Here is a 20,326-nt window from a genome sequence, read left to right on the forward strand (position 1 = left end):
CTCTGTTTGTCGGATCAAGTGTAAGAACCACCGTTAATTTGCAAGACTTGGCCATTCACATAATTGGACAATGGAGAAGCTAAGTAAAGAATCCCCTCCGCTGCTTCCCGTGGTTGCCCCGTCCTTTTTTGCGGGATTTTGTCGATAAATATTTGCCTCACTTTATCTGGAACGCCTGTCTGGTCTTCACTAGACTCAAGTGATTGTGTCATCCTCGTTTCGATGAACCCAAACGCCACCGCATTTGAATTGATGTTATAACGTCCCCATTCCTGTGCAACGACTTTCGTCAATCCGACAACTCCCGCTTTGGCAGACGAATAGTTTGCTTGCCCCACATTTCCCCTAAGACCTGAAACTGATGAGACGTTAATGATTTTCCGATAATTCACAATCCCTTGTTCGATTTCCTTTTTTGCTGCTTCTCGCATATAAGGAGCCGCTTCGCGGATTAATCGGAAAGGTGCGACTAAATGAATATCCAGCACTTGTTGAAACTTTTCGTCCGTCATTTTATGAATCAAACTATCACGTGTCACACCGGCGTTATTCACTAAAATATCGATTCTTCCAAACTTCTCTACCGCTTTTTCAATCAATAGACGTGGAAACTCCGAATTTGTAATATCACCGCAAATCGTAAGGGCCTGGCCTCCGTTTTTCACGATTTCGCTTTCCACTTCAGCCGCAGGTTTTGTGTCCAAATCTGAAATGACAACAATTGCGCCATTTTCCGCAAACACCAATGCAGTTTCTCTTCCAATTCCTCTTCCCGCTCCTGTAATAATCGCAACTTTCCCATCTAATAGCCCCATCATTAATTCACCCTTTAGTTTGATCATTTTTGAAACATCATCTTTACTGGATATGGGATCATTATCCGATCTCCTTCTTCGATGATTGCATTCCTATACTTCAAATGCGGATCTTTCAACAAATCGTTAATCGTATTGACGCGACTGACCGGCAAATCCACATCTTTGAAAATCGTCAACCACTCGGACAACGTTTTTTGAGCAATTATCGTTTCAATTTTCCGATTAATTATCTCGGCATTTTCCATCCGCTTGGTCCAACTGTTAAACAAATTGTCTAGTAAAAATTCTTTCATTCCAACCGTTTCGCAAAAGGTTTCCCAAAACTTCTCTTCTACACAAGCGATCGAGATATGTTTCATATCTTTCGTCAGAAATGCACCGTATGCTCCTCGGCTCATAAAATCCGACTTGGCCGGCTCATTTCTCCCGTAGTATTCCGCAATGCGGGGAGCCATTAAAGCAAGCGCACTCTCCGCCAGGGATACATCGAGATGAACACCGCCTGAATTCGTCCTGGCCTTACTCAATAATGCACCTAAAATTGAAATCGTCGTATAGAGTGATGCAGCGAGATCAGCAATTTGAACACCCCCCGTAGCCTCTGGAGCGCCATTCGGTTGCCCGCTAATGCTAAGGACACCAGCGACCGACAAATAGTTCAAATCATGTCCCGGAAGATCACGGTAAGGCCCATTTTGCCCATAGCCTGAGATGGAACAATAAATGAGTTCAGGATTAAGTTTTGCAACATCTTCTTTCCCAAAACCTAATCTTTCCATAACCCCTGGTCTAAAACCTTCAATTAATACATCACTACTTTCAATCAGTTCCCAGAGGATTTCCTTATCTTTCTTTTTTTTAAAGTCGAGCAATACACTCGTTTTTTGTCTATTCAATGTTTCAAATAATCCTGGTATCATATGACGAACCGGGTCACCGCCATCGGGTCGCTCCACTTTTATCACTTCAGCCCCTAATTCCGCCAGGATATTCGTTGCAAAAGGACCCGGCAATAAATTCGTCAAGTCCACAACCTTTATTCCTTCTAGCATTCTCACTTCGGTCACCTCTTTCATTCATTTCCGATTGTGGTCACACAAAAGCGGATATACCTAACACTTCTCGTCCGATGATCAATTTTTGCATTTCGTTTGTTCCCTCAGCAATGGTAAAGTATCGGATATCGCGATAATAGCGCTCTACAGGAAACTCTTTCGTATACCCGTACCCTCCATGGATCTGTAAGGCCTCTTCTGCTACTCTCAGGACGCGATCTGTTGCAAAATACTTGGCCATTGAACATTCCACTTTTGCATCTTTCCCATGGTCAAGCAAGGAGCTTGCTTGCTGGCCAAGCAACCGCATCGCATTCGTCAGAGTGATCATTTCACTAATCTTTTCCTGAATCAATTGAAAACTTCCAATCGGCTTCCCAAACTGGTGACGCTCCTTCACATATTTAATAGAAGCATCCAAACAAGCTTGAGAAATGCCTGTGGCAATATATGCAACCATGGCTCGTGCACTGTTCAAAAACTTCAATCCTTGTCTTAACCCTTCGCCTACATTGCCTAGAATATTTTTAGCAGGGACTTCACTGTTTTCGAAAACCAGTTCAGCAAACGGGCAACTTACGGTACCCATTTTCTCGATTTTTGTAGCTAAAAAAGATGTTTCTTCTTTATCAACTAATAAAGCGGCAATTCCTTTATTCCCTAATGTTTTATCTGTCTGGACGATGACAATGCCAATTTCACCTTCCAAACCGTTCGTAATGAAGATCTTTGTGCCATTTAGAATCCATTTATCATCCTGAAATACAGCACGAGTTGCAACGCTTGAAGCGTCCGACCCGACATCCGGCTCCGTAAGGGCAAAGAAACCTAGTTTTTCCCCGCGCAGCAATGGGCCTAAGTATTTTTCTTTCTGTTCCTCCGTTCCGTATTCATAAATATGCGTGAGCACGGAGTTGGAAATCCCCACCGTCGCCCGTAAAGAAGGCCATACACGGGATAATTCTTCTATCATTGTAAAATAGGTTGTGTAATCCAGACCATGGCCACCTGCTTCCTCCGGGAGCAGCCCACCTAAAAAGCCAAATGGGACAAGTTTCTGCACAATCTCCTTTGTGACAGGTTTTTCATTTCTTTCGTATTCTTCTACCATTGGTGCAATTTCCTTTTCAAGAAATTTCACCAATGTCTCTTTAATCATTACTTGTTCATCCGATAGTTGAAAAGCCATTCTAAATCCCCCTAGTTCGTTCTCCTTGCAATCATCATCGGCGTCAATCCCTCTTGTACCGTGATTCCGTTTTGATTAATGATTTTCCGATTAAACTTCACGACTCCACGGTCTTGTTTGCTCGTTTTCTTCTTATCAACGATTTCAATTTCAAGGTGAATAGTATCGCTAATTTTGATAGGCGCTAAAAATTCCCATGACTCAAGCCCTAAAAGTGCAATCAGATTTTTACTCATTCGTCGGTTTAGCTCTGTACGTGTAAACAAGCCGGATCCGATAGACAGTCCTAACAATCCATGAGCAATCCGTTCTTGAAAAACCGTGTTTTTGGCATACTCCTTATCCATATGAAGCAAATTATAATCACCTGATAAACCCGCAAAATTGACGACATCCGTTTCTGTAACAGTACGTGAAGGAGATAAGAATTTATCTCCTATTTGAAAATCCTCATAGAACAGTCCTCTATCTTCCACTTTTCCCCACCCCATCACCGCTGTAATATTGTTACTGCACTATTTGGACCTGCCCCCATCGCGTGTGCCAAACCGACCATATGATCGGACACTTGTCGATGACTGGCTTCTCCCCGTAATTGCAATACAATCTCATGAATTTGTGCCAAAGCCGTCGCACCAAGCGGATGACCTCTGGACAACAGTCCGCCATCGGTGTTAACCGGCAAACTTCCCGTCAAATCGAAGACACCTTCACGCAACAATTCAGGTGCTGCTCCTCTTGCACAAAAACCAAGTTTTTCAATGTCCCACAATTCACCAGGTCCCATACTGTCGTATGCTTGCACGACATGGACATCCTCCGGACCGCAGCCTGCCTTTTCGTACGCTTCTCGAGCTGAATTTTCGACAATGCCTTCTGAAGAGAAGTGATGGACGCTTGCCGTAATGCCGGATTGATATGATTCTTCTCCGTATACACCCGATACCAATACGGAACTTGCAACCCGAATCGCCCGATCGCTCGTCGGTTTATTCGTCAAAATCATCGCGACCGCCCCATCCGCCAATGGACAACAATTCAGTAAACGAAGTGGAGATGCCACCATTGTCGATTGGAGCACTTCCTCTACGGTGACATCTTTTTGAAATCGCGCATTGGGATTTAGCGAACCGTTTCGCCTATTTTTCACACTGACTCTCGCGAAATCTTCTACAGTAGCTCCATATTGTTGCATGTATTCCATCGTTTCCAGTGCATAATTAGCCGGTTGCACGTTGAAGCCCATCGCTAACTGCCAACTCGGAAAAGCAGTACTCGGGATAGGTCCCCTTGGCATCTTTTCAAATCCGATGGCGAGTACCGTTTTGTATTGCCCCAATCGAATTGAATCGTATGCAAGTCTAAAAGCTGTCGCTCCACTTGAGCAAGCATTCTCTACATTGACGATGGGAATGCCAGTAAATCCAACTTCACCTACTACTCGATGCCCGGAAGCTGTTCCTTGATAGACACTTCCTGCAAAAACCGCGTCCACTTCTCCCCAATCTATTTGAGCGTCTTTTAATGCAGCAACAATCGCCTCAGCTCCCATTGAACTGGTGGAAATGTTCGGAAAAAAACCCCATTTCGTAGTATAGGTTCCTTGAACATATACATCTTTCCATTGAGCGTTATTAACCATCATCTCTCACCCCTTCCCGGAGCGTGCTATCCGCTTTGAACTTGAAAGTCATGACATCGTTCTCATCTTCTTCATACAATTTCACAACAACCATCTCGACACGTTCATCAGCTGATAGCGTTGGATCATCTACGAGCTGTGAGAATATATTTATCCCTTCATCCAATTGAACGATTCCATATGTATAAGGAACCTTACCTTTATAAAAACCACCAGCTGGTTGTCTTTCCACTTTTGTTAACATCAAAACGCGTCCCTTGCCGGAGAATAGTATCTCTACCAATGACTCGTTATGACAATGCATACAAAAGTTCAATGTCTTCCTTGGAAAAAACATCTCTCCGCATTCCCTACATCGACTACCCATCAAGTGTGGTTTGTCATCTGCTTCCATTTGCCACAAGCCTTCCATTATGGGAATGGCTTTCCGTTCAATATTCATCATTTCATTCGCCTCCCGTTCGATTAGCCGAATCTTCCGCCTGTTACATGTAAAATATCCCCAGTAATATAAGAGGAAGCATCCGATGCGAAAAACAGTACTGCATTTGCAACGTCTTCGTTTGAACCTACACGTTTGATCGGTGAATCACGCTTTTGAAGCTCTTGAATCTTTTCGTATTTCGGATGGTTCCGCAATGCATTCGTTTCAATCAAACCTGGTGCGATCGCATTCACTGTGACATTGTACTTGCCCAATTCTTTTGCAAGCGCTTTCGTAAGACCGAGAACGCCAGACTTTGCAGCTGAGTAATTGGCTTGTCCCGGGTTTCCCAAATAAGCACGGGATGCAATATTGACAATTCTCCCGTATTCTTGCGTAATCATATGCTCAGCCGTATATTTCGCAAAAAGGAAGGAACCTTTTAAACAGACATCTACAACAAGATCCCAGTCTTCTTCATCCATTTCGGTTATCCTTGCATCACGGACAACCCCCGCATTGTTCACTAAAATATCAATCTTTCCAAACTGCTCTTTTGTTTTTTCAACGACTTCTATTACTTCTTTTTTTTGTGAAACATCTGCTGGAAATGAATGAGCGTTGAAACCGTCCGCTTGAAATTCCGTCACCGTTTTTTCACATGCAGCTTTATTAATATCGGTAATGATGACTATAGTGCCTTCCACAAGTAATTTACGAGCAATTTCTTTACCAATTCCATCCGCCCCGCCCGTCACGATTGCGACCTGATCTTGAAATCTCATTGAATAACCCCTTTCATCTACACTATTTCCTTCATTTTACTTCTTTCCCAAAAGGTCAACTATGTCAATTGACTACAATACTTGCTCACTTTATTGTATAATTCATACTAATTAATAGATTGAAAAATAAGAGAATTGAAGGAGGCCTTCCGTTGATCCAAAACGAACTCACTTACAGTGACTTTATTGGTGAACTGATTCCACTCATCCAAAGCAACGATGAGAAAAAATGGGATGCATTAAAAGAGAGACTTCATGAGGATTATAGTGATGAAAAATTACAATCACACTTTTATGCACTTCAAACTTTAAAACAAAAAGCGGATTTCTTGAAATTCTCTACAAGTACATTCGAAATCCTGCATCAAATCAACTTGGAAGTCGCTTCCTTAGCCCCGCTGACCGATATTCTGAATTTAAGTGCTACGCATCTACTGGATGTCTCCAAAGCACACTCCGTCCTTGTCGGAATGATTAATCATGAGAAAGCTTGCATACGTATAGAAGCAGTTGCCGGAATCGGGAAATCCGATATGTTGTTTATCGAGGAATCTCTAGATTCACCCTTTCAAAAGCAATTATCAAAAAATCAGGAACCGTTCATCTTAGCAGATATTTCCGAGCATACTTCTTTGGAAAGCCCACTTTTTCAAAACTTGAAGGAAAAAAACATCGTTTCCCTTATCTGTTCCCCATTGGTTGCTCATGGCGAACGGGTTGGCATCATCTTTTTAGCCCGAACCGTTTTATATCATTCTAAGCTGCCCTTACTGCAAATGCTCAAATACTTCTGTCACCAAACAGCGTTGTCCATTTCAAATGCAAAACTGTATTCGAATGAAGTCCGGGTAAGTAAACTACACGATGAACTTTTTGAAGAAGCACTCAATAAGGGCGGAAACAAAGGGATTTTACAAAAAGTGTCCAATTTCATTGAAGAACCGATTTTATTGCTCGATGAATTTGGCAATTGCATTTATGAAGCAACGCCACGAAATGCGACCAGCAACATTGACCAATTCAATCACGCGGAATTGTATAAATACGTCCTTCAATCCGAAGACAATCCTCAAACTTCTTTTGAAGTAACTCATAAGAGGCAGATCTTCTCCGTTTTCACGATTACCCTGCATAATCAGACTGTTGCATATGTAATCGTTCCTAAAAGATTGAAAGCATTTGATCGGTTGAGCGTAGTTGCAATCGAGCAAGCCAAAAACGTCCTTGCACTGCAAATCAACCAAGAGAAAACGAGCATTGAAGTCGAAAATCGATTACGCCAAGACTATTTGCATGATTTGATATCCGGGCTGGAAACGGAGGAAAATCTTATTCGAAGGGCACGTTATTTAAACATCTCGTTTGAAAAGACGTACGCCATTATTGTAATGAGTCCTATAGAGAGTAAGGAGGACCATACAATATCGTTGAATCGGGTTATAGAAAAATTTGGTTACCTGATTGACGAGGAACTTTTGCCACTCAGCATGATTCAAGGTCAAAAAATTATCCTCGTCACACCCGAACAACATATCCGAACCGTAGCAAACTTCGCGCTCAACTATGTGGAGGACAAGCATCCTGAACTACAATTCCACATCGGGATTAGCAATGCTATAGTTCGGGTAAAAGACTATCTTAAGGGGTTCAACGAGGCGAAAAAAGCTACGGAATTTGCCCATTCATTTCAATTCAAAACACCTATTGTCCATTTCAATGAACTTGGTATTATCGGGTTATTATTCAATACGGAAAATACGGAGCACATGAAAGAGTTTATGAATCGGTACCTTGAAAAGATCATTCAATATGATGCTCAAAACAAATCCGAATTACTGAAAACGCTAGAAGTATTTCTGGATAACGAATCAGCTATCCAGGTATCAGCTGAAAAGCTACATATTCACTACAACACTCTCCGCTATCGGTTAAACCGGATTGGAGAAATACTGGAAATTGATTTAGCACACACAAAAAACCGTCTTAACCTTCAAATCGCCATCATCATCCATCGGCTTGTTAAACAAGAGTGACGAAAAAAATAGAGAGTGACGAAATGAATACATTTCCACTCTCTAATTCTCTTTGTTGTAATGAACATTCATTCCCATTTATCTTCATTACATTTTGGATGGTAGGAACAAAGCGATTTCAGGAAAGAAGTACAAAATGAGAATCATAACGATGATCGGAATAATAAAGCTAGCTGCACCTTTAAAGATAGTTTCGAGTGAGTAGTCTGAAACACCCTTCAATACATAACAATTCATTCCTACAGGTGGTGTGATTAACCCTAATTCAATAACCAAAACGATAATCACCCCAAACCAGATTAAATCCATATCCATCGCATTAATGATTGGTAAAATAATTGGAATCGTAATGATGATCATCGCCAAAGAATCCATGAAAGCACCAAGGATGAGATACATTATGATGATCAGCATAAATATGACAAAGTTCGGCACAGAAAGTGAATCAATCACATCCGCCATAAGCATCGGGACTCTCGTAATTGCAAGAAAGTAATTCAAGATAAATGCTGCCAACATGATTGCGAACAAAAAACCGGTAGTTTTTAACGTATTGGATGCAGACTCTATAAAATTCTTGAACGTTAATTTCCGCTTTAGTAAAGCCGTGAGCATGGCTCCAAATGCACCTACTGCAGCTGCTTCCGTCGGGCTGAAGAAACCGATATACATTCCACCAATAACGACGATAAACAAGATTAAGATCCAGATTGTCGATTTGAGAGAAAGGATTCTTTCCCTCCATCCACCGCCGGAAGTTACAGGTGCGATGTCCGGATTTAGCCGCGCTGAAATATAGACTGTCAACATATATAATCCGGATAACATAACGCCTGGTATAATACCTGCTATAAGAAGCTTACCGATGGATTGCTCGGTTAACATGCCGTATACGATAAATGCCGTGCTCGGTGGAATAAGAATCCCCAACGTACCGCCCGCAACAATTGTTCCAGCGGAGAACGAGTCTTTGTATCCGAATCGATCCATTTCCTTCGATGCAATTGCGCCCATCGTTCCAGTGGTCGCCAAGCTAGAACCCGAAGCAGCCGCAAAAACCGCTGACGCACCGATTGTAGCTAAACCGAGCCCCCCTCTTAAACGACCCAACCACAAACGAAACATTTTAAACAATTCCTTGCTAACACCGGACACAAATAGCAATTCGCCCATCCAAATGAAAAGAGGAATTGTGGTTAATGTATAACTGAAGCTATGATCCCAAATAATAGTCTCAATAGCGGTAGTAAGTGTATTCCAGCCTTTTAAATAACATATTCCAAGTAAAGCTGGGATTGCCATCGCGATGGCAATCGGAAGTCTTAAAAACATGAGAATGAACATTAAAACAATACCCATCAATCCGAGGAGCTCGATGTTCACATTACCCCTCCTTTCCAGCAAAGAAAATGACAAGAGAACGGACGACCTTCAAAAGTGCTTCCAGCCCCCACATCGTGAATCCTAATGCGATGATGAATCGAAACGGAAAATGTGGGACACCAAGCAAATCCGTCGTTTTTATATTCCCTGACATCGAATTCAATCCACTCTTAAAGCTTACCCATCCAATGAGGAGACAAATGATAAAAGTGGAAAGATAGCTGATGACATCTGTAAATTCTTGAACTTTTTGCGGTAACCGATCGACAATCAAACCGATGGAAATATGTGCATTCTCTTTTTGTGTATATGCGAGCGCAAACATAATTAAAATGACCATACCAAGTTGCATAAATTCAACATCTCCCACGACAGGAGCTCCCAAGTTACGACTTATGACTGCATAAGTCGTAAAAATCACCATACTCAACATTGTGAGTATCGCAATTCTTCTTGAAATTGTCGTTAGAAAACCTATCCATTTCTCCACGATTCCCATTTATTTCACCTCCATATGTAAAAAATATGTCTTGATTATCAACCAAGACATATTTTTTACACTCAAGTTAGAATGGTAGCTGTAATCCTGCTTCAAGTAGCATTTTCTTAAAGTCTTCCATCATTTGGTCACCCGGATAACCTTTTGCATTCGCTTCTTCTACCCAATCATCCCAAATCGTTTTGGCGGTAGCTTTAAATTTTGCCTCTTCTTCAGAAGCCAATTCAATGATTTCTCCCTTGCCTTCAATAAGCTTGCCTAGTTCAATATATGCTTTGTCTAATTCTTTTTTGTGCGTCTCACTCAACAACTCAGCCAATTTCGGCCCAAGCACTTCATCAAACTTTTTTTGTAAGTCTTCAGGCAGCGATTCATAGTAATCTTTATTCATAATTGGTGTAACAGGCGTAACGGTTGTCCCCATCTTCATTACATATGGTGCCACCTCATAGTATTTATGACCCAAAACGCCGATTGTCGAATAGAAAGCGGTATCCAAAGTACCTTTTTGCAAAGCTTCATACGTTTCATCCAACGGAATCGATACAGGAACACCGCCCCACGCTTCTACAAGCGGGACATCCGATTTGCCTTGGACTCTCATTTTCAATCCACTTATATCTTCAATTTTCTTAATAGGATCTTTGGAGAATAGATTATATGGATCGGTTACATAACTTCCACCTAAGTAATGAACTTCCTCTTCAATCGCATCAACGGCGTATTTTTCCCCGAAATTCGTAATGACTTCACTGCCTATCTCGGAATCAGAAAAAGCGAACGGCAAATTTCCAATCGTGTATGGAAAGAAAATACTATCATAATAGTATGTTGATATGACCAACCCTATATCAGCAATGCCGCCCCGGGTATCTTCAAAAGCTGAAGTAGGCTTGCCCAAAGTCCCTCCATGATAAACATTTACCTTCACTCGACCATTTGTTTCTTTTTCCACAAATTCTGTCCACGGTTCATAAACGTTGTATACATAGTGATGCGTGGAAGGCTGAATATTACTGACGTTCAATTCGTATACTTTATCAGATTCATCGTTTTCCATATTCGTACCATTAGTACTGTCCTCACTACAAGCGCTTAGGATCAATATAAAGGCCAAGCCCAATATAGAGAAAATTTTTTTCATCTATCCCACTCCTCTTTCTACACAAGTAACCGCTTTCATTTTCTTTTCAACTTAAAATTGTAAATCGCCTTGCAACAATTTTTTCGCAATTGTTCTTTTTTGAATCTCGGTTGTCCCATCTGGAATACGCATCATCCTTGCCCATCTCCACGCTTTTTCAAGTTTCATTTCGTTCGTCAAACCCATCCCGCCGCAAATTTGCATGCAAGTATCAATGACCCTTTGTGCCATTTCTGTACAGAATGCTTTGATCATTGAAATTTCTTTAAGCGGTAATTCGGATTGATTTTCCATCTTCCATGCACAATTCAACAGCATATTACGCCCGGCATAAATATCCATTGCACAATCAGCCAACATCAATTGAATCGCTTGGTGGTTCCCAATCGTCACACCAAACGTTTTACGCTCATTCGCATAATTGACTGCAATTTTTAACGCCCATTGCGCAACACCTACACATAATGCCGCCACGACGATACGGCCCAAATCCACTCCTTTTAATGCTTTTCCAAATCCTTGGTGTAAATCTCCAATGATGTATTTTTGATGGACCCGGGCATTTTCAAATGAAATGATTGCCGTGGCAGATCCCAAATGACCAAGCGTTGGAATAGTCGACGTCGGGACAACTGTCTTGCCATCGATTGGAACGAGAAAACAACTGATTCCACCTTTTCTCGCCTTTGCCAGTTCCGGATCTGTAATCGCGAAAGTCATCACATATTTGGCGTAATGGGCATTTGTTATCCATTGCTTTGTTCCATTGATCACCCATTCATCCCCATCTTGTACAGCTTTCGTTTGCATATTCCAAATATCCGACCCCGCATCCGGCTCACTGAGACCGAAGCAGAGCAATGTTTCTCCACCTGAAATTTCCTTCAGCACTTCTTCACGGATTTCTTCTTGTAGTCCAAGCAAAACAGGTGTTAATCCACCTGTGAATAAGCCCCTGGGGAAAATTTCATAAGTAAAAGGGTCAATGCCGTGCTTCTTTGTCATATGTTCAAAGATCAAGGCAATTGAAACAGGACCAAAAACATCTCCTGATCCCCCTAATTCAGGTTCCCCAAACATATTGTAAAATCCAGCTTCGGCCGACTTCATCCGAATCTGCCTAAATGCTTCCCGAACGTATGGAGAAAATGTTCCATCCTCATTATAAAAATAGCGTTCATTTTCCAACTCGCGCTTATACTTTTCTTGAAGTGGGACAACTTCTGCTTCAATAAATTTGTTTAATGCTGCAAGAACTTCTTTAACTTCATCGTTTATAGCGAAATCCAAATTGAATCCCCCTTTCAAATATTCTAACTATAACCAAATTCTACCCAGTAGTCTATCGCACTTCTATGTCAAATATAGACAAATATGATTACTTTTTTTGTAGGATACATACATGATCTTGAATTATTCATGCACAGGTAGGGATTACTCGATTTGCTAGTTTTCACCTGCTATTTGTTTGTTTTTATAAATCTTAAATGAATTTCTCGTTTTCAACTTGCATTTTATTACCTATGCTTCGAAAATTCGTGCTTTTTGACAGACTTCTTAACATATGGAAAATAACTCTTACTCGAATTTTAACTGTTGGATTCTGGTAGGTATCTACCGGCAGGATTTTTAGCACACAAAAATTGAAGATAGTTTGAAGTAAGGGGAGCGTCATGACTTTACTAATTTGCTTGCGAACTTGACTAGTCGTGTACGAATGGTTTGTATTTTATCTGCATCTGTTTCTGGCCTTCTGGAAAAACCAATGTGCGCAAAGTTATAGGCAAGCAGGCATAGGATCATCCTAGCCTCATTTACTTGGAATGTATGACTGCACATTCTATCAAATCCAAAACCATTTTTGGCTTCCTTGATATAGTTTTCCATCGTACCTCTCTTTTGATAAGTGCGCACGATTGCCTCTGGCGTGAACGCCTCTTCTAGATTAGTCACAAAGACATTATGGGTAAAGAACAGCTCACCTGCAGGACGCACAGATTGAATTACAACTTTTCGAGATTTCGACCATGAAAGTGCCTGGTAAACTATTTCTTCAAAAAAGCATTCAGTCTGGCTTGTTTCAGATGTAAAGGCCGAGGGATAATATTCCTCAGCAAGCCGTTATAAAAAGGCATTTGATTTTAGACGGATCACATAAAATTAACGGACTCCTCCTCGCAGATGGCGTACAGTGCTGGCACGGCAAAACCACTATCCCCACGAATGAATTGAGTTGTCTCAGGAAAGTGTTCGTTGTAATTCTTAATTAATGGGTTGATAAAGTCCACCGCACCATTGGACGTGTATACATTTCTAAATCGTAGCTGTGCTTTCAAGAAAGCTCCCGTGACTCCGTCGAAGGCAACCAGTGGATGGAAACCTATAGTTCCATAATGAGCATTATAAGCCTTTGATTCTTGGTCACCGTATGTATCTGAATGCGTAGAATCTAGATCAAAGATAATTGCCTTGGATTCTCTTTGACGATGTACTTTATCGAGAAGTTCTTGATTTCCTTTTTGTAGTTGGTCAATGGATTTTGCGTCAAAACGATCAAAAAACGTGACAGTATTACCAGCTATGTCCGCAACTTAAAATAAAATTACTACATTATTGCTATTTTGAACGTTACGCATAAGGTTGCCCTGTTGATTTAAGTAACGTTGTACTTCGTCCAACCCACTTGTTCCATCAGTCTTGATTAACAATACGGAAACGGACGGTGATTCATTACCGTATCATTAGGAGACACATGACCGGTGAAAACAACGTTAGCAGCCGCACCCCGATTCATATTGACAACCTCAATCAAATGTTTCATCTGAGATAGTGCATGTAAGTCTTCACTTGTGAAATCTCTGTTCTTTCCATCGTTACGCTGAAAGACAAATCCTCACTTCTCTAATCTCTAATTCAAGACAGTACTTGCGTATCGAAACGGTCTCTAACCTCAATCTGCTGGCTATTTCACTGATTTTCATGCTTGCTTCGATAACGTTATCCATAACATCACCCCAATGACTTATTCAATGCTATAGAGATTTTCCCTTCAATGAAAAACACTAAGTGATCCATCACATAAAATATCTAAAAGTATAACTTTGCAAAGAAGTCTTTTGCAAAGTGTTTTTTGTTAAGTTATACTTGATACATAGATTATGAACTTGATAACGTGATTTGAAGGAGATGAGATAATGGCAATTACAATCGTGGTGGGAAACTTTAAAGGTGGCGTTGGAAAAACGAAGGTATCGGTCATGGCAAGTTGGGAGTTAGCCTTTGACCGCAATAAAAAGGTGTTGCTTGTAGATATGGACCCGCAAGGCAATGCGAGTACATTAATTGCGCGTTCCACAGGGGTCACTGAAATCAATACGAGTATTTTTGAAGGCTTTCAAAATGGCTCGCTGGAGGAATGCATCGTTAAAATGACGGACAACCTGCATGTGATTCCTGCACAAGTGTCCTTTAAAAACTTCCCGAAATTTTTATATGCCAATATAAAAGAAGAAATTGATCAAGTTTCTTATTTAAAGAAGCTTCTTGATCCAATTCGTGATGACTATGATTATATTTTCATTGATGTCCCTCCAACAATCAGTGATTTTTCTGATAATGCGATGATGGCTGCTGATTACGTATTAATCATCCTGCAGGCGCAAGAGCTGTCGTTAGAAGGAGCCGAAACGTATATAAAGTACCTTCAATTCATGGCAGATAACTACGATGCTGACATCCAAGTCGCAGGCGTGCTACCTGTTTTGCTTCGACCAGGTGGGCGTGTCGATATTTCTACGCTCGAACGTGCAAGAGAAATGTTCGGCAATGATAACGTCATGGATAGTGTCATCAAACACTTAGAACGGCTAAAAGCGTGGGATGTGACTGGGATTACGAATAACGATATGCATGACCGCAAAGCCCATCAAGTTTTCTTGGATGTCATTGACGAGTTGGAAGCGAAACTGTCCCAATTCGAGGAGGCCGGTAAATATGAGTAATGAAAAAGGTGGATTAATCAAAAAGAAAAAGAAGCCGACAATCATGCAGCCATCAGTCCCTGTTAAGAAGAACGATATGGACTTTGGCTATACAGAGCCACAAAAGCAGGAAAAACCTGCAGTTGTTAAGCCTACAGCAAAACCTGAAGTGACAAAAATTACTCCCCCTACACATCGGAAGAAATTAGGTGTAGGCAAGACGAATAGTACCAAAAGCTTAAAAGTACCTACTTTGATTCACAGCGAATTGAATTTACTTGGTTCCTTTATGGACGAGCATAAAACATATGTCATCCTCCAAAACTTGATTGATAGCTATGTAAAAAACGAGTTGACCGATCGCCAACAACGGCAGTTCGACTTTATGGTGGAGGCTTTTTTTGAAGATAAATAACAAAAGAATACTTATTGTAAGTAGAATTTTCTACTTTTCAAAATAAGAAAATATATAGGAGGTGGAAAAAGATCGTAATGCTATTACCAACTCATTTTAACTAAACTAGCTGCTAAGGTCTACGATTGTTTGATAATCTTAATTAAAAAGACCAAATCTCTCATAAATATGAGGGATTGGTTTTTTAAGTTGTTGCAGGCTCCAACAATTCAAAAAACGGGGAAGTATCTCCGTTCTAAATCGCTATAAGAATCGTTACGTGTTACGAGACTTTGAAAAGGAGGATTTACCGGAAATCAAGCCGAAAACAACGCCTAAACGGATGCGACGACCATCAAAGATTACGTACATCATGCAAGGCTGATTGATCTTGTAAAGTTGGTAGAACTCCATAATTACGGTATACAAGGCTACCAGGAGACGATTATGAACACGAATTTATTTTGTAATATGTAAAATATCTTTTTAAAGAGATTTATTTGAAGGTTAAAATAGAAAGGAATAGAAAAGAGAAGAAGAGAAAAGTTTAGGGGGATTATAGAATGAGTAACGACAACAAACAAAGAATCCAAAAGTTATTAAAGAATGATCCACTACTTGCAGTGATTTTTGATACGCTATTAGAAACAATTCTATATACCGATTCTTATTTAGATCAAATTGTAGAAAAAATTCTGTTCTACCCCAGGTCGATGCACAGTTGCGTTATTATATTAAGCCGTTTGAAGACTATCTCTTCGCAAGCCAAGACGAGACACCGACTACTCCAAGTGCAATACGCTTAAACTTTCCTGCCATACTAAGACTTCGCATGATCCTTTTATTAAAAGATGAATATCGAGTAAAAGGAATAGCACAGATAATAGAAAAAAGAAAAGACCATTCTATCGTTTTTTCTATGCAGACAGCTGTTTCAGAAGAGAAAACTCTAGTAGCTAGTTCATCTGAAGAAGTAGAGATAATCAGTGAAGCGTTGTATCAAATTTTAAATACCGGATTATTTGATGTTCAAAAGACAGAGGAAAAGACGCAAGTTCGTTTAAATACGGATATACTTACGACGCTTTTTCAGTCTGCTTTGCCTAATAAAAGAGCAGGCAGCTACGATTGTTACGAAGGAGGTTGTTTGATCTTTTGAGCTAACCCGAACGTATCCGAATTTTCTTTTCTCCAATTTATACCTTCTAGAACATTCGTTTCTATTATTATATCTTTATATGTTCGGAAAAGTAAACACAAACAGAAGAACGTCCGTAAACTAATTAATAAGTTTAACGGACGTTTATTTGTGTCTTTTACTTACCTATCCAGGTAGTCCGTAAAAGTGTACTATTGCGAACTAGGTACGTACTTAGCCGTGGGTATAGGGAATATAAACATATAAACTTACTTTATTTTTAAATGCCAGACCCATGTCATGCGAGACTGGTCGGTGATGACTAATGACAGGCCTTTGTGCTGATTGTTGCGTAAGCACAATAGACTTCTATTTTGCTTTGGAAAAAATCAGATACCAAAGGCTTTTTTTGCTTTCAGAAAAAGTTATCAAATACTGAATTATGCAGTGGAGTAAAGCAAATTATAAAAACGGAGAAATTCAGGCAAAGAGATAGCTGCGCCAAAATCTAAAATTCAACTGGAAGCACCGTTGTCACAAGGTTTGTATTTTAGATTTAACCTTCGGTATTTGAGGAATCTAAGGACGCTCTAGAGTGCCAACGGTTAGAGCTATGCACTTTTTGAAAAGGGTGATGGAAACCTGATAAAAGGAACGTCACAGATCATGGTACATATGGAGAAAGTTTATCGACATACTATGGCAAATCCCTTCGGTACCCATGCCATGTACAAAAGTAGTTGTCGGAGTTTCATTGGGTTATTAGACGAAAAATTCAAGATGAAAAATTTGCGGATAAGCATGTAGTCGCCTTATTTAATATCAACAAGCAGAAGGTGTCACACCAAAAACACTAAAAAAAGACTTAGAAGCAATCCGCTATATGCACATGATTCCAAATGTCGCATGTCCTGTTGATTTTGATGTATTAAAACTATCATGAATACTGACAAATTCAACTCCACGATTTTTCTCATTTCCTCGGTGAGTGATATAACTCTTTTGTGATGCGTGATAAACGAACTAATTTATAGAAAGTAATAAATATCTGGATGCTACGGCGATTGACTTAAATAGTAGATAGCATTATGTTTACTTACTTATTAAGTTGGACACGCTGGGCGTATGGATACTTATGATATGTACGTGAATGAATTCTTATAAAAACTTATGAATTATGGTATAGAAATGTGGGATATTAAGTTGGGGAAACCGAATGCAAAAAAGACTTTGAATAAAAAAAATAGTACATTTTTGTATATATTGAACTTCGAGAATTTTTTCAAGATAGGGTTCAGTAAGAGTAAGAAGAGATTAAAGCACTTAGGTAATGTATATAAAGAGTTTCCTATAGATTTTGATGAATCATATATTTTGGAATGTGATTCTATAAGTGTTATTAAAACTTGGGAGAGATTCATTTGTTCAAGATATATTGATCATTTGTATTCCTTCGATATAAGTTATGAAGGAATGACAGAGTGTTTTAATAAAAATATGCTTGGTAATGTTATGGGCTTAATAAATATGCTTATTAAAAGTCATAATCGAGTATCAAATGATGAAATAAAGTTAATTAGGGGAATAGTCATTGAAGATACCGTAATCAAAAAAAGTCGTGGTCTTAATGAACAAGATAAAATTTCCCCCTATTTAGATAATGTAAAAAAAGAGGGACTACTATCGTTTTTTAGGAAGAATCGTCATTACTATATGGGTCTTATGATTAAAGAAGATATTATTGAGTTTTGGTTTAGGGGCAAAGAAGACTTTGATTATAAAAAAGTAATGAAAGGTTTTATTCCTATGATATGTAGTTATAAAAACGACCATGCTCATTCAACAGTTGTTTCAGGTTATCGAAAAGTAGATAATATGTTTATCGTTAATATGTATAATTCAAGTGAGTTAGAGATAAGTGCATTAATAATTAGATTACTTGGGGAATTATTGGATTGCCTAGAAATAGAAAATAAAGAAAAGGTTTTAAAAGAAATTGAAAGAAATAAAACCCTTAGGATTAATAAGTAACCAGATATTTATTGCAGATATTTTGAATAAGTTCAGTTGACCGTAGAACGTACGTTTCGCATAATGGAAATAGATCGTATTGTAAGCGATCAGCTACGGTAAAGTAAATGGTAACATGGAAAACACACGGTTGTGATGACCGTGTGTTTTCTATGTTCTTATATAAACCCTATAAATCCAATGTTAATGGTCTCCATTCCTTTTTAGAGGTGGATGTTACAGCTAACACTTGCAGAGGTTTTCCTGTCCAATCTGCGTCAATCCAATTTTTCGTATCAGTTACACGAAAAGTGGTATTTTGCATGGAATATCCATAGACATCTTTGATAGCAGACTCTTCCTCAGGATAGCAAACCAGTAAGGTTGCACTTGCATATTGACGAATGCCTTGCATACGTTTTAAATTAGCCCCAATGGTTTGATAAGTGATGATAGATCCTTCCTCTGCAAAGATAACGCCAACTAAATGTATCTCTTCCGAAGGGCTACCTTGCTGTCTCCATTGGTATGCTAAATCAAAATCTATTTCTTTATTGAGTCTATTAGAGTACAGAACCTTTTCTTTATCTACTTCTACTATATCGAAACCATAATACGGTAAAAGTATTTGAATTTCTTGGAACCAGTCTTCTGCTGCTCGCCGCCGTTTCAATGATGGTTTCGAAGATATATCTGTTAGCAATCGATTAACTAAAGCGGGTGTACGATTTGCAGAGACTCCATAAAATTGCACGCCGTAAAAACCTTCTGGCTCTTGAGGCCAGTCTAAGAATGGAGGAATAATTTCTTTTATAGAAGCTACTCTTCGGCTTCGATCCTCTTTATAAACATGACCGACACTTCCATCTGCAACAGAAAAAATTACAATTAGTTTTTTTCCTATCCTATTCAACTCTTTTGCTTTTTTCAGATATTGGTTGTATTTCTGCATAATAATATTCAAGGTTTGTTTGCCTGTATCGCACTCAACACAGATAATAGTCTCCTCATTTTGAAATATCCAATCTGGCACTATACTGGCTTTCACTCCCTGAAATTCTTCATGTGCAGCTCCTCGGGTATGTTCAACAACTTCTCTTTTCTTATTCGTTAAGCAGGCCAGATAACTACGGTTCGCAGTCATTGACATAGCCGAGTTGTGGGGATTTGGGATTTTCACTGTTCGTATAGCTGAATATGTTCTGTCAAAGTCCAGCGACTTATCAAGCAAATCGAAGTGAAAAAGAAGTCTAAGCCCTCTTTTCCCGATTTTATAATAGTATAAATAAAATATACTGTTTGCGATTGGTTTTTTCATTTGGACTATGATTCCAGCTTTCCTCAATTTTGTAATACGGTTCGTTATAGAATTACGGCTACGTTCTCCGTTTGAAACATAATCGAATAGTTCATGTATAGACTCAGAGATCATCACTTTGTGTATAAATATTTGTTGCAATACGAATAGATCATGTTCATATACAAACATCCCTTCATATCCCTTTAGACTTTTCAGCTTAGCTACGCGCTTTCGATTCCTCAAATCCATTTACAATTCTCTCCTTTTCTACAACAAAAAGAGCACCCTGAATATAACGCGTAGGGATTCCTACCACGTTCAATATTCAGGGTGCTCCTGTTTTGAGTATATAATTTAACTTCTGAATTTAAGTATACCATTTTCAGTCTAATAAGTGTCTTTCAATGTCGTTTTTATCATCAGAAAACTTTGGGTGTAGGTATGATATTGAGTCTTTCTCTTCTATACCCTATCCTGCCATATTATTGTGTCCAAGGATGGTATTAGTATGACCTATCAGGAGGTCTCAAAA

General features: G+C 39.5%; 17 protein-coding genes and 1 pseudogene. 5 read left to right on the forward strand and 13 right to left on the reverse strand.

Annotation, left to right across the window (positions count from 1 at the left end):
• Positions 1-14 precede the first annotated feature (14 nt).
• From SporoP37_RS16580 to SporoP37_RS16610, 7 genes are read right to left on the reverse strand one after another with little or no spacing between them, the layout of a single operon-like run.
• Entirely contained in the window at positions 15-842 is an 828-nt protein-coding gene (locus SporoP37_RS16580) for an SDR family NAD(P)-dependent oxidoreductase (protein WP_232329855.1), read from the reverse strand.
• The gene (locus tag SporoP37_RS16585) at positions 839-1,894 is read right to left on the reverse strand and encodes a CaiB/BaiF CoA transferase family protein (protein WP_085431882.1); all 1,056 of its coding nucleotides are present in this window, start codon (positions 1,892-1,894) and stop codon (positions 839-841) included. Before SporoP37_RS16585 ends, SporoP37_RS16580 begins: the two co-directional genes overlap by 4 nt.
• A gap of 16 nt (positions 1,895-1,910) precedes the next feature.
• The gene (locus SporoP37_RS16590) at positions 1,911-3,062 is read right to left on the reverse strand and encodes an acyl-CoA dehydrogenase family protein (protein ID WP_085431883.1); all 1,152 of its coding nucleotides are present in this window, start codon (positions 3,060-3,062) and stop codon (positions 1,911-1,913) included.
• An 11-nt stretch (positions 3,063-3,073) separates the two neighbouring features.
• Entirely contained in the window at positions 3,074-3,553 is a 480-nt protein-coding gene (locus tag SporoP37_RS16595; RefSeq protein WP_085431904.1) for a MaoC/PaaZ C-terminal domain-containing protein, read from the reverse strand.
• On the reverse strand, positions 3,553-4,704 hold the full coding sequence (locus tag SporoP37_RS16600) for a thiolase family protein (RefSeq protein WP_158233646.1): 1,152 nt from the start codon (positions 4,702-4,704) through the stop codon (positions 3,553-3,555). The genes SporoP37_RS16595 and SporoP37_RS16600 overlap by 1 nt, the downstream gene beginning before the upstream one ends.
• Positions 4,697-5,149, reverse strand: a complete 453-nt coding sequence (locus SporoP37_RS16605; RefSeq protein ID WP_085431885.1) for a Zn-ribbon domain-containing OB-fold protein — start codon at positions 5,147-5,149, stop codon at positions 4,697-4,699. The genes SporoP37_RS16600 and SporoP37_RS16605 overlap by 8 nt, the downstream gene beginning before the upstream one ends.
• A gap of 20 nt (positions 5,150-5,169) precedes the next feature.
• Positions 5,170-5,913, reverse strand: coding sequence for an SDR family oxidoreductase (locus tag SporoP37_RS16610; RefSeq protein ID WP_085431886.1), 744 nt, complete (start codon positions 5,911-5,913; stop codon positions 5,170-5,172).
• Positions 5,914-6,065: 152 nt separating this feature from the next.
• Here SporoP37_RS16610 and SporoP37_RS16615 point away from each other — a divergent pair, with 152 nt between their 5' ends.
• Entirely contained in the window at positions 6,066-7,946 is a 1,881-nt protein-coding gene (locus SporoP37_RS16615; RefSeq protein WP_085431887.1) for a helix-turn-helix domain-containing protein, read from the forward strand.
• A gap of 87 nt (positions 7,947-8,033) precedes the next feature.
• On the opposite strand, the gene SporoP37_RS16620 is transcribed toward SporoP37_RS16615, so the two are convergent.
• The 5 genes and pseudogenes from SporoP37_RS16620 to SporoP37_RS16640 all read right to left on the reverse strand — a co-directional run.
• Positions 8,034-9,329, reverse strand: a complete 1,296-nt coding sequence (locus SporoP37_RS16620) for a TRAP transporter large permease (RefSeq protein ID WP_085431888.1) — start codon at positions 9,327-9,329, stop codon at positions 8,034-8,036.
• Between the two features lies 1 nt (position 9,330).
• Positions 9,331-9,828, reverse strand: coding sequence for a TRAP transporter small permease (locus tag SporoP37_RS16625; RefSeq protein WP_085431889.1), 498 nt, complete (start codon positions 9,826-9,828; stop codon positions 9,331-9,333).
• A gap of 67 nt (positions 9,829-9,895) precedes the next feature.
• A complete protein-coding gene (dctP, locus tag SporoP37_RS16630; protein WP_085431890.1) occupies positions 9,896-10,972 on the reverse strand; it encodes a TRAP transporter substrate-binding protein in 1,077 nt (358 codons plus the stop codon).
• A gap of 51 nt (positions 10,973-11,023) precedes the next feature.
• The gene (locus tag SporoP37_RS16635) at positions 11,024-12,262 is read right to left on the reverse strand and encodes an acyl-CoA dehydrogenase family protein (RefSeq protein ID WP_085431891.1); all 1,239 of its coding nucleotides are present in this window, start codon (positions 12,260-12,262) and stop codon (positions 11,024-11,026) included.
• A 384-nt stretch (positions 12,263-12,646) separates the two neighbouring features.
• Positions 12,647-13,533, reverse strand: a pseudogene (locus tag SporoP37_RS16640) (IS1380 family transposase); the annotation flags it as partial.
• A 633-nt stretch (positions 13,534-14,166) separates the two neighbouring features.
• Between SporoP37_RS16640 and SporoP37_RS16645 the strand changes: the two are divergent.
• The 4 genes from SporoP37_RS16645 to SporoP37_RS16665 all read left to right on the forward strand — a co-directional run bounded on the left by SporoP37_RS16645 (position 14,167) and on the right by SporoP37_RS16665 (position 18,515).
• On the forward strand, positions 14,167-14,973 hold the full coding sequence (locus tag SporoP37_RS16645; protein WP_085431892.1) for an AAA family ATPase: 807 nt from the start codon (positions 14,167-14,169) through the stop codon (positions 14,971-14,973).
• Complete coding sequence (locus SporoP37_RS16650) at positions 14,966-15,367, forward strand: hypothetical protein (protein WP_085431893.1); 402 nt, start codon at positions 14,966-14,968, stop codon at positions 15,365-15,367. Before SporoP37_RS16645 ends, SporoP37_RS16650 begins: the two co-directional genes overlap by 8 nt.
• A gap of 700 nt (positions 15,368-16,067) precedes the next feature.
• Entirely contained in the window at positions 16,068-16,505 is a 438-nt protein-coding gene (locus tag SporoP37_RS16660; protein ID WP_143565475.1) for a hypothetical protein, read from the forward strand.
• Between the two features lie 1,149 nt (positions 16,506-17,654).
• Positions 17,655-18,515 (forward strand): hypothetical protein, encoded by an 861-nt coding sequence (locus SporoP37_RS16665; protein ID WP_157118670.1) that lies wholly within the window; start codon positions 17,655-17,657, stop codon positions 18,513-18,515.
• A 169-nt stretch (positions 18,516-18,684) separates the two neighbouring features.
• Here SporoP37_RS16665 and SporoP37_RS16670 read toward each other — a convergent pair whose 3' ends face one another.
• Positions 18,685-20,043, reverse strand: a complete 1,359-nt coding sequence (locus SporoP37_RS16670; RefSeq protein ID WP_085431897.1) for a replication-relaxation family protein — start codon at positions 20,041-20,043, stop codon at positions 18,685-18,687.
• Positions 20,044-20,326 lie beyond the last annotated feature (283 nt).

It is taken from the genome of Sporosarcina sp. P37, assembly GCF_002109365.1.
Classification (GTDB): Bacteria; Bacillota; Bacilli; order Bacillales_A; family Planococcaceae; genus Sporosarcina.

What these genes read in the sequence shown, in the direction of transcription:
- SporoP37_RS16650 (WP_085431893.1), top strand. Translation starts at nt 14,966, where the DNA reads ATGAGTAATGAAAAAGGTGGATTAATCAAAAAGAAAAAGAAGCCGACA.
- SporoP37_RS16580 (WP_232329855.1), bottom strand. Translation starts at nt 842, where the DNA reads ATGATCAAACTAAAGGGTGAATTAATGATGGGGCTATTAGATGGGAAA.
- SporoP37_RS16605 (WP_085431885.1), bottom strand. Translation starts at nt 5,149, where the DNA reads ATGATGAATATTGAACGGAAAGCCATTCCCATAATGGAAGGCTTGTGG.
- SporoP37_RS16595 (WP_085431904.1), bottom strand. Translation starts at nt 3,553, where the DNA reads ATGGGGTGGGGAAAAGTGGAAGATAGAGGACTGTTCTATGAGGATTTT.
- SporoP37_RS16665 (WP_157118670.1), top strand. Translation starts at nt 17,655, where the DNA reads ATGAATTATGGTATAGAAATGTGGGATATTAAGTTGGGGAAACCGAAT.
- SporoP37_RS16585 (WP_085431882.1), bottom strand. Translation starts at nt 1,894, where the DNA reads ATGAAAGAGGTGACCGAAGTGAGAATGCTAGAAGGAATAAAGGTTGTG.
- SporoP37_RS16645 (WP_085431892.1), top strand. Translation starts at nt 14,167, where the DNA reads ATGGCAATTACAATCGTGGTGGGAAACTTTAAAGGTGGCGTTGGAAAA.
- SporoP37_RS16600 (WP_158233646.1), bottom strand. Translation starts at nt 4,704, where the DNA reads ATGGTTAATAACGCTCAATGGAAAGATGTATATGTTCAAGGAACCTAT.
- SporoP37_RS16670 (WP_085431897.1), bottom strand. Translation starts at nt 20,043, where the DNA reads ATGGATTTGAGGAATCGAAAGCGCGTAGCTAAGCTGAAAAGTCTAAAG.
- SporoP37_RS16625 (WP_085431889.1), bottom strand. Translation starts at nt 9,828, where the DNA reads ATGGGAATCGTGGAGAAATGGATAGGTTTTCTAACGACAATTTCAAGA.
- dctP (WP_085431890.1), bottom strand. Translation starts at nt 10,972, where the DNA reads ATGAAAAAAATTTTCTCTATATTGGGCTTGGCCTTTATATTGATCCTA.
- SporoP37_RS16610 (WP_085431886.1), bottom strand. Translation starts at nt 5,913, where the DNA reads ATGAGATTTCAAGATCAGGTCGCAATCGTGACGGGCGGGGCGGATGGA.
- SporoP37_RS16590 (WP_085431883.1), bottom strand. Translation starts at nt 3,062, where the DNA reads ATGGCTTTTCAACTATCGGATGAACAAGTAATGATTAAAGAGACATTG.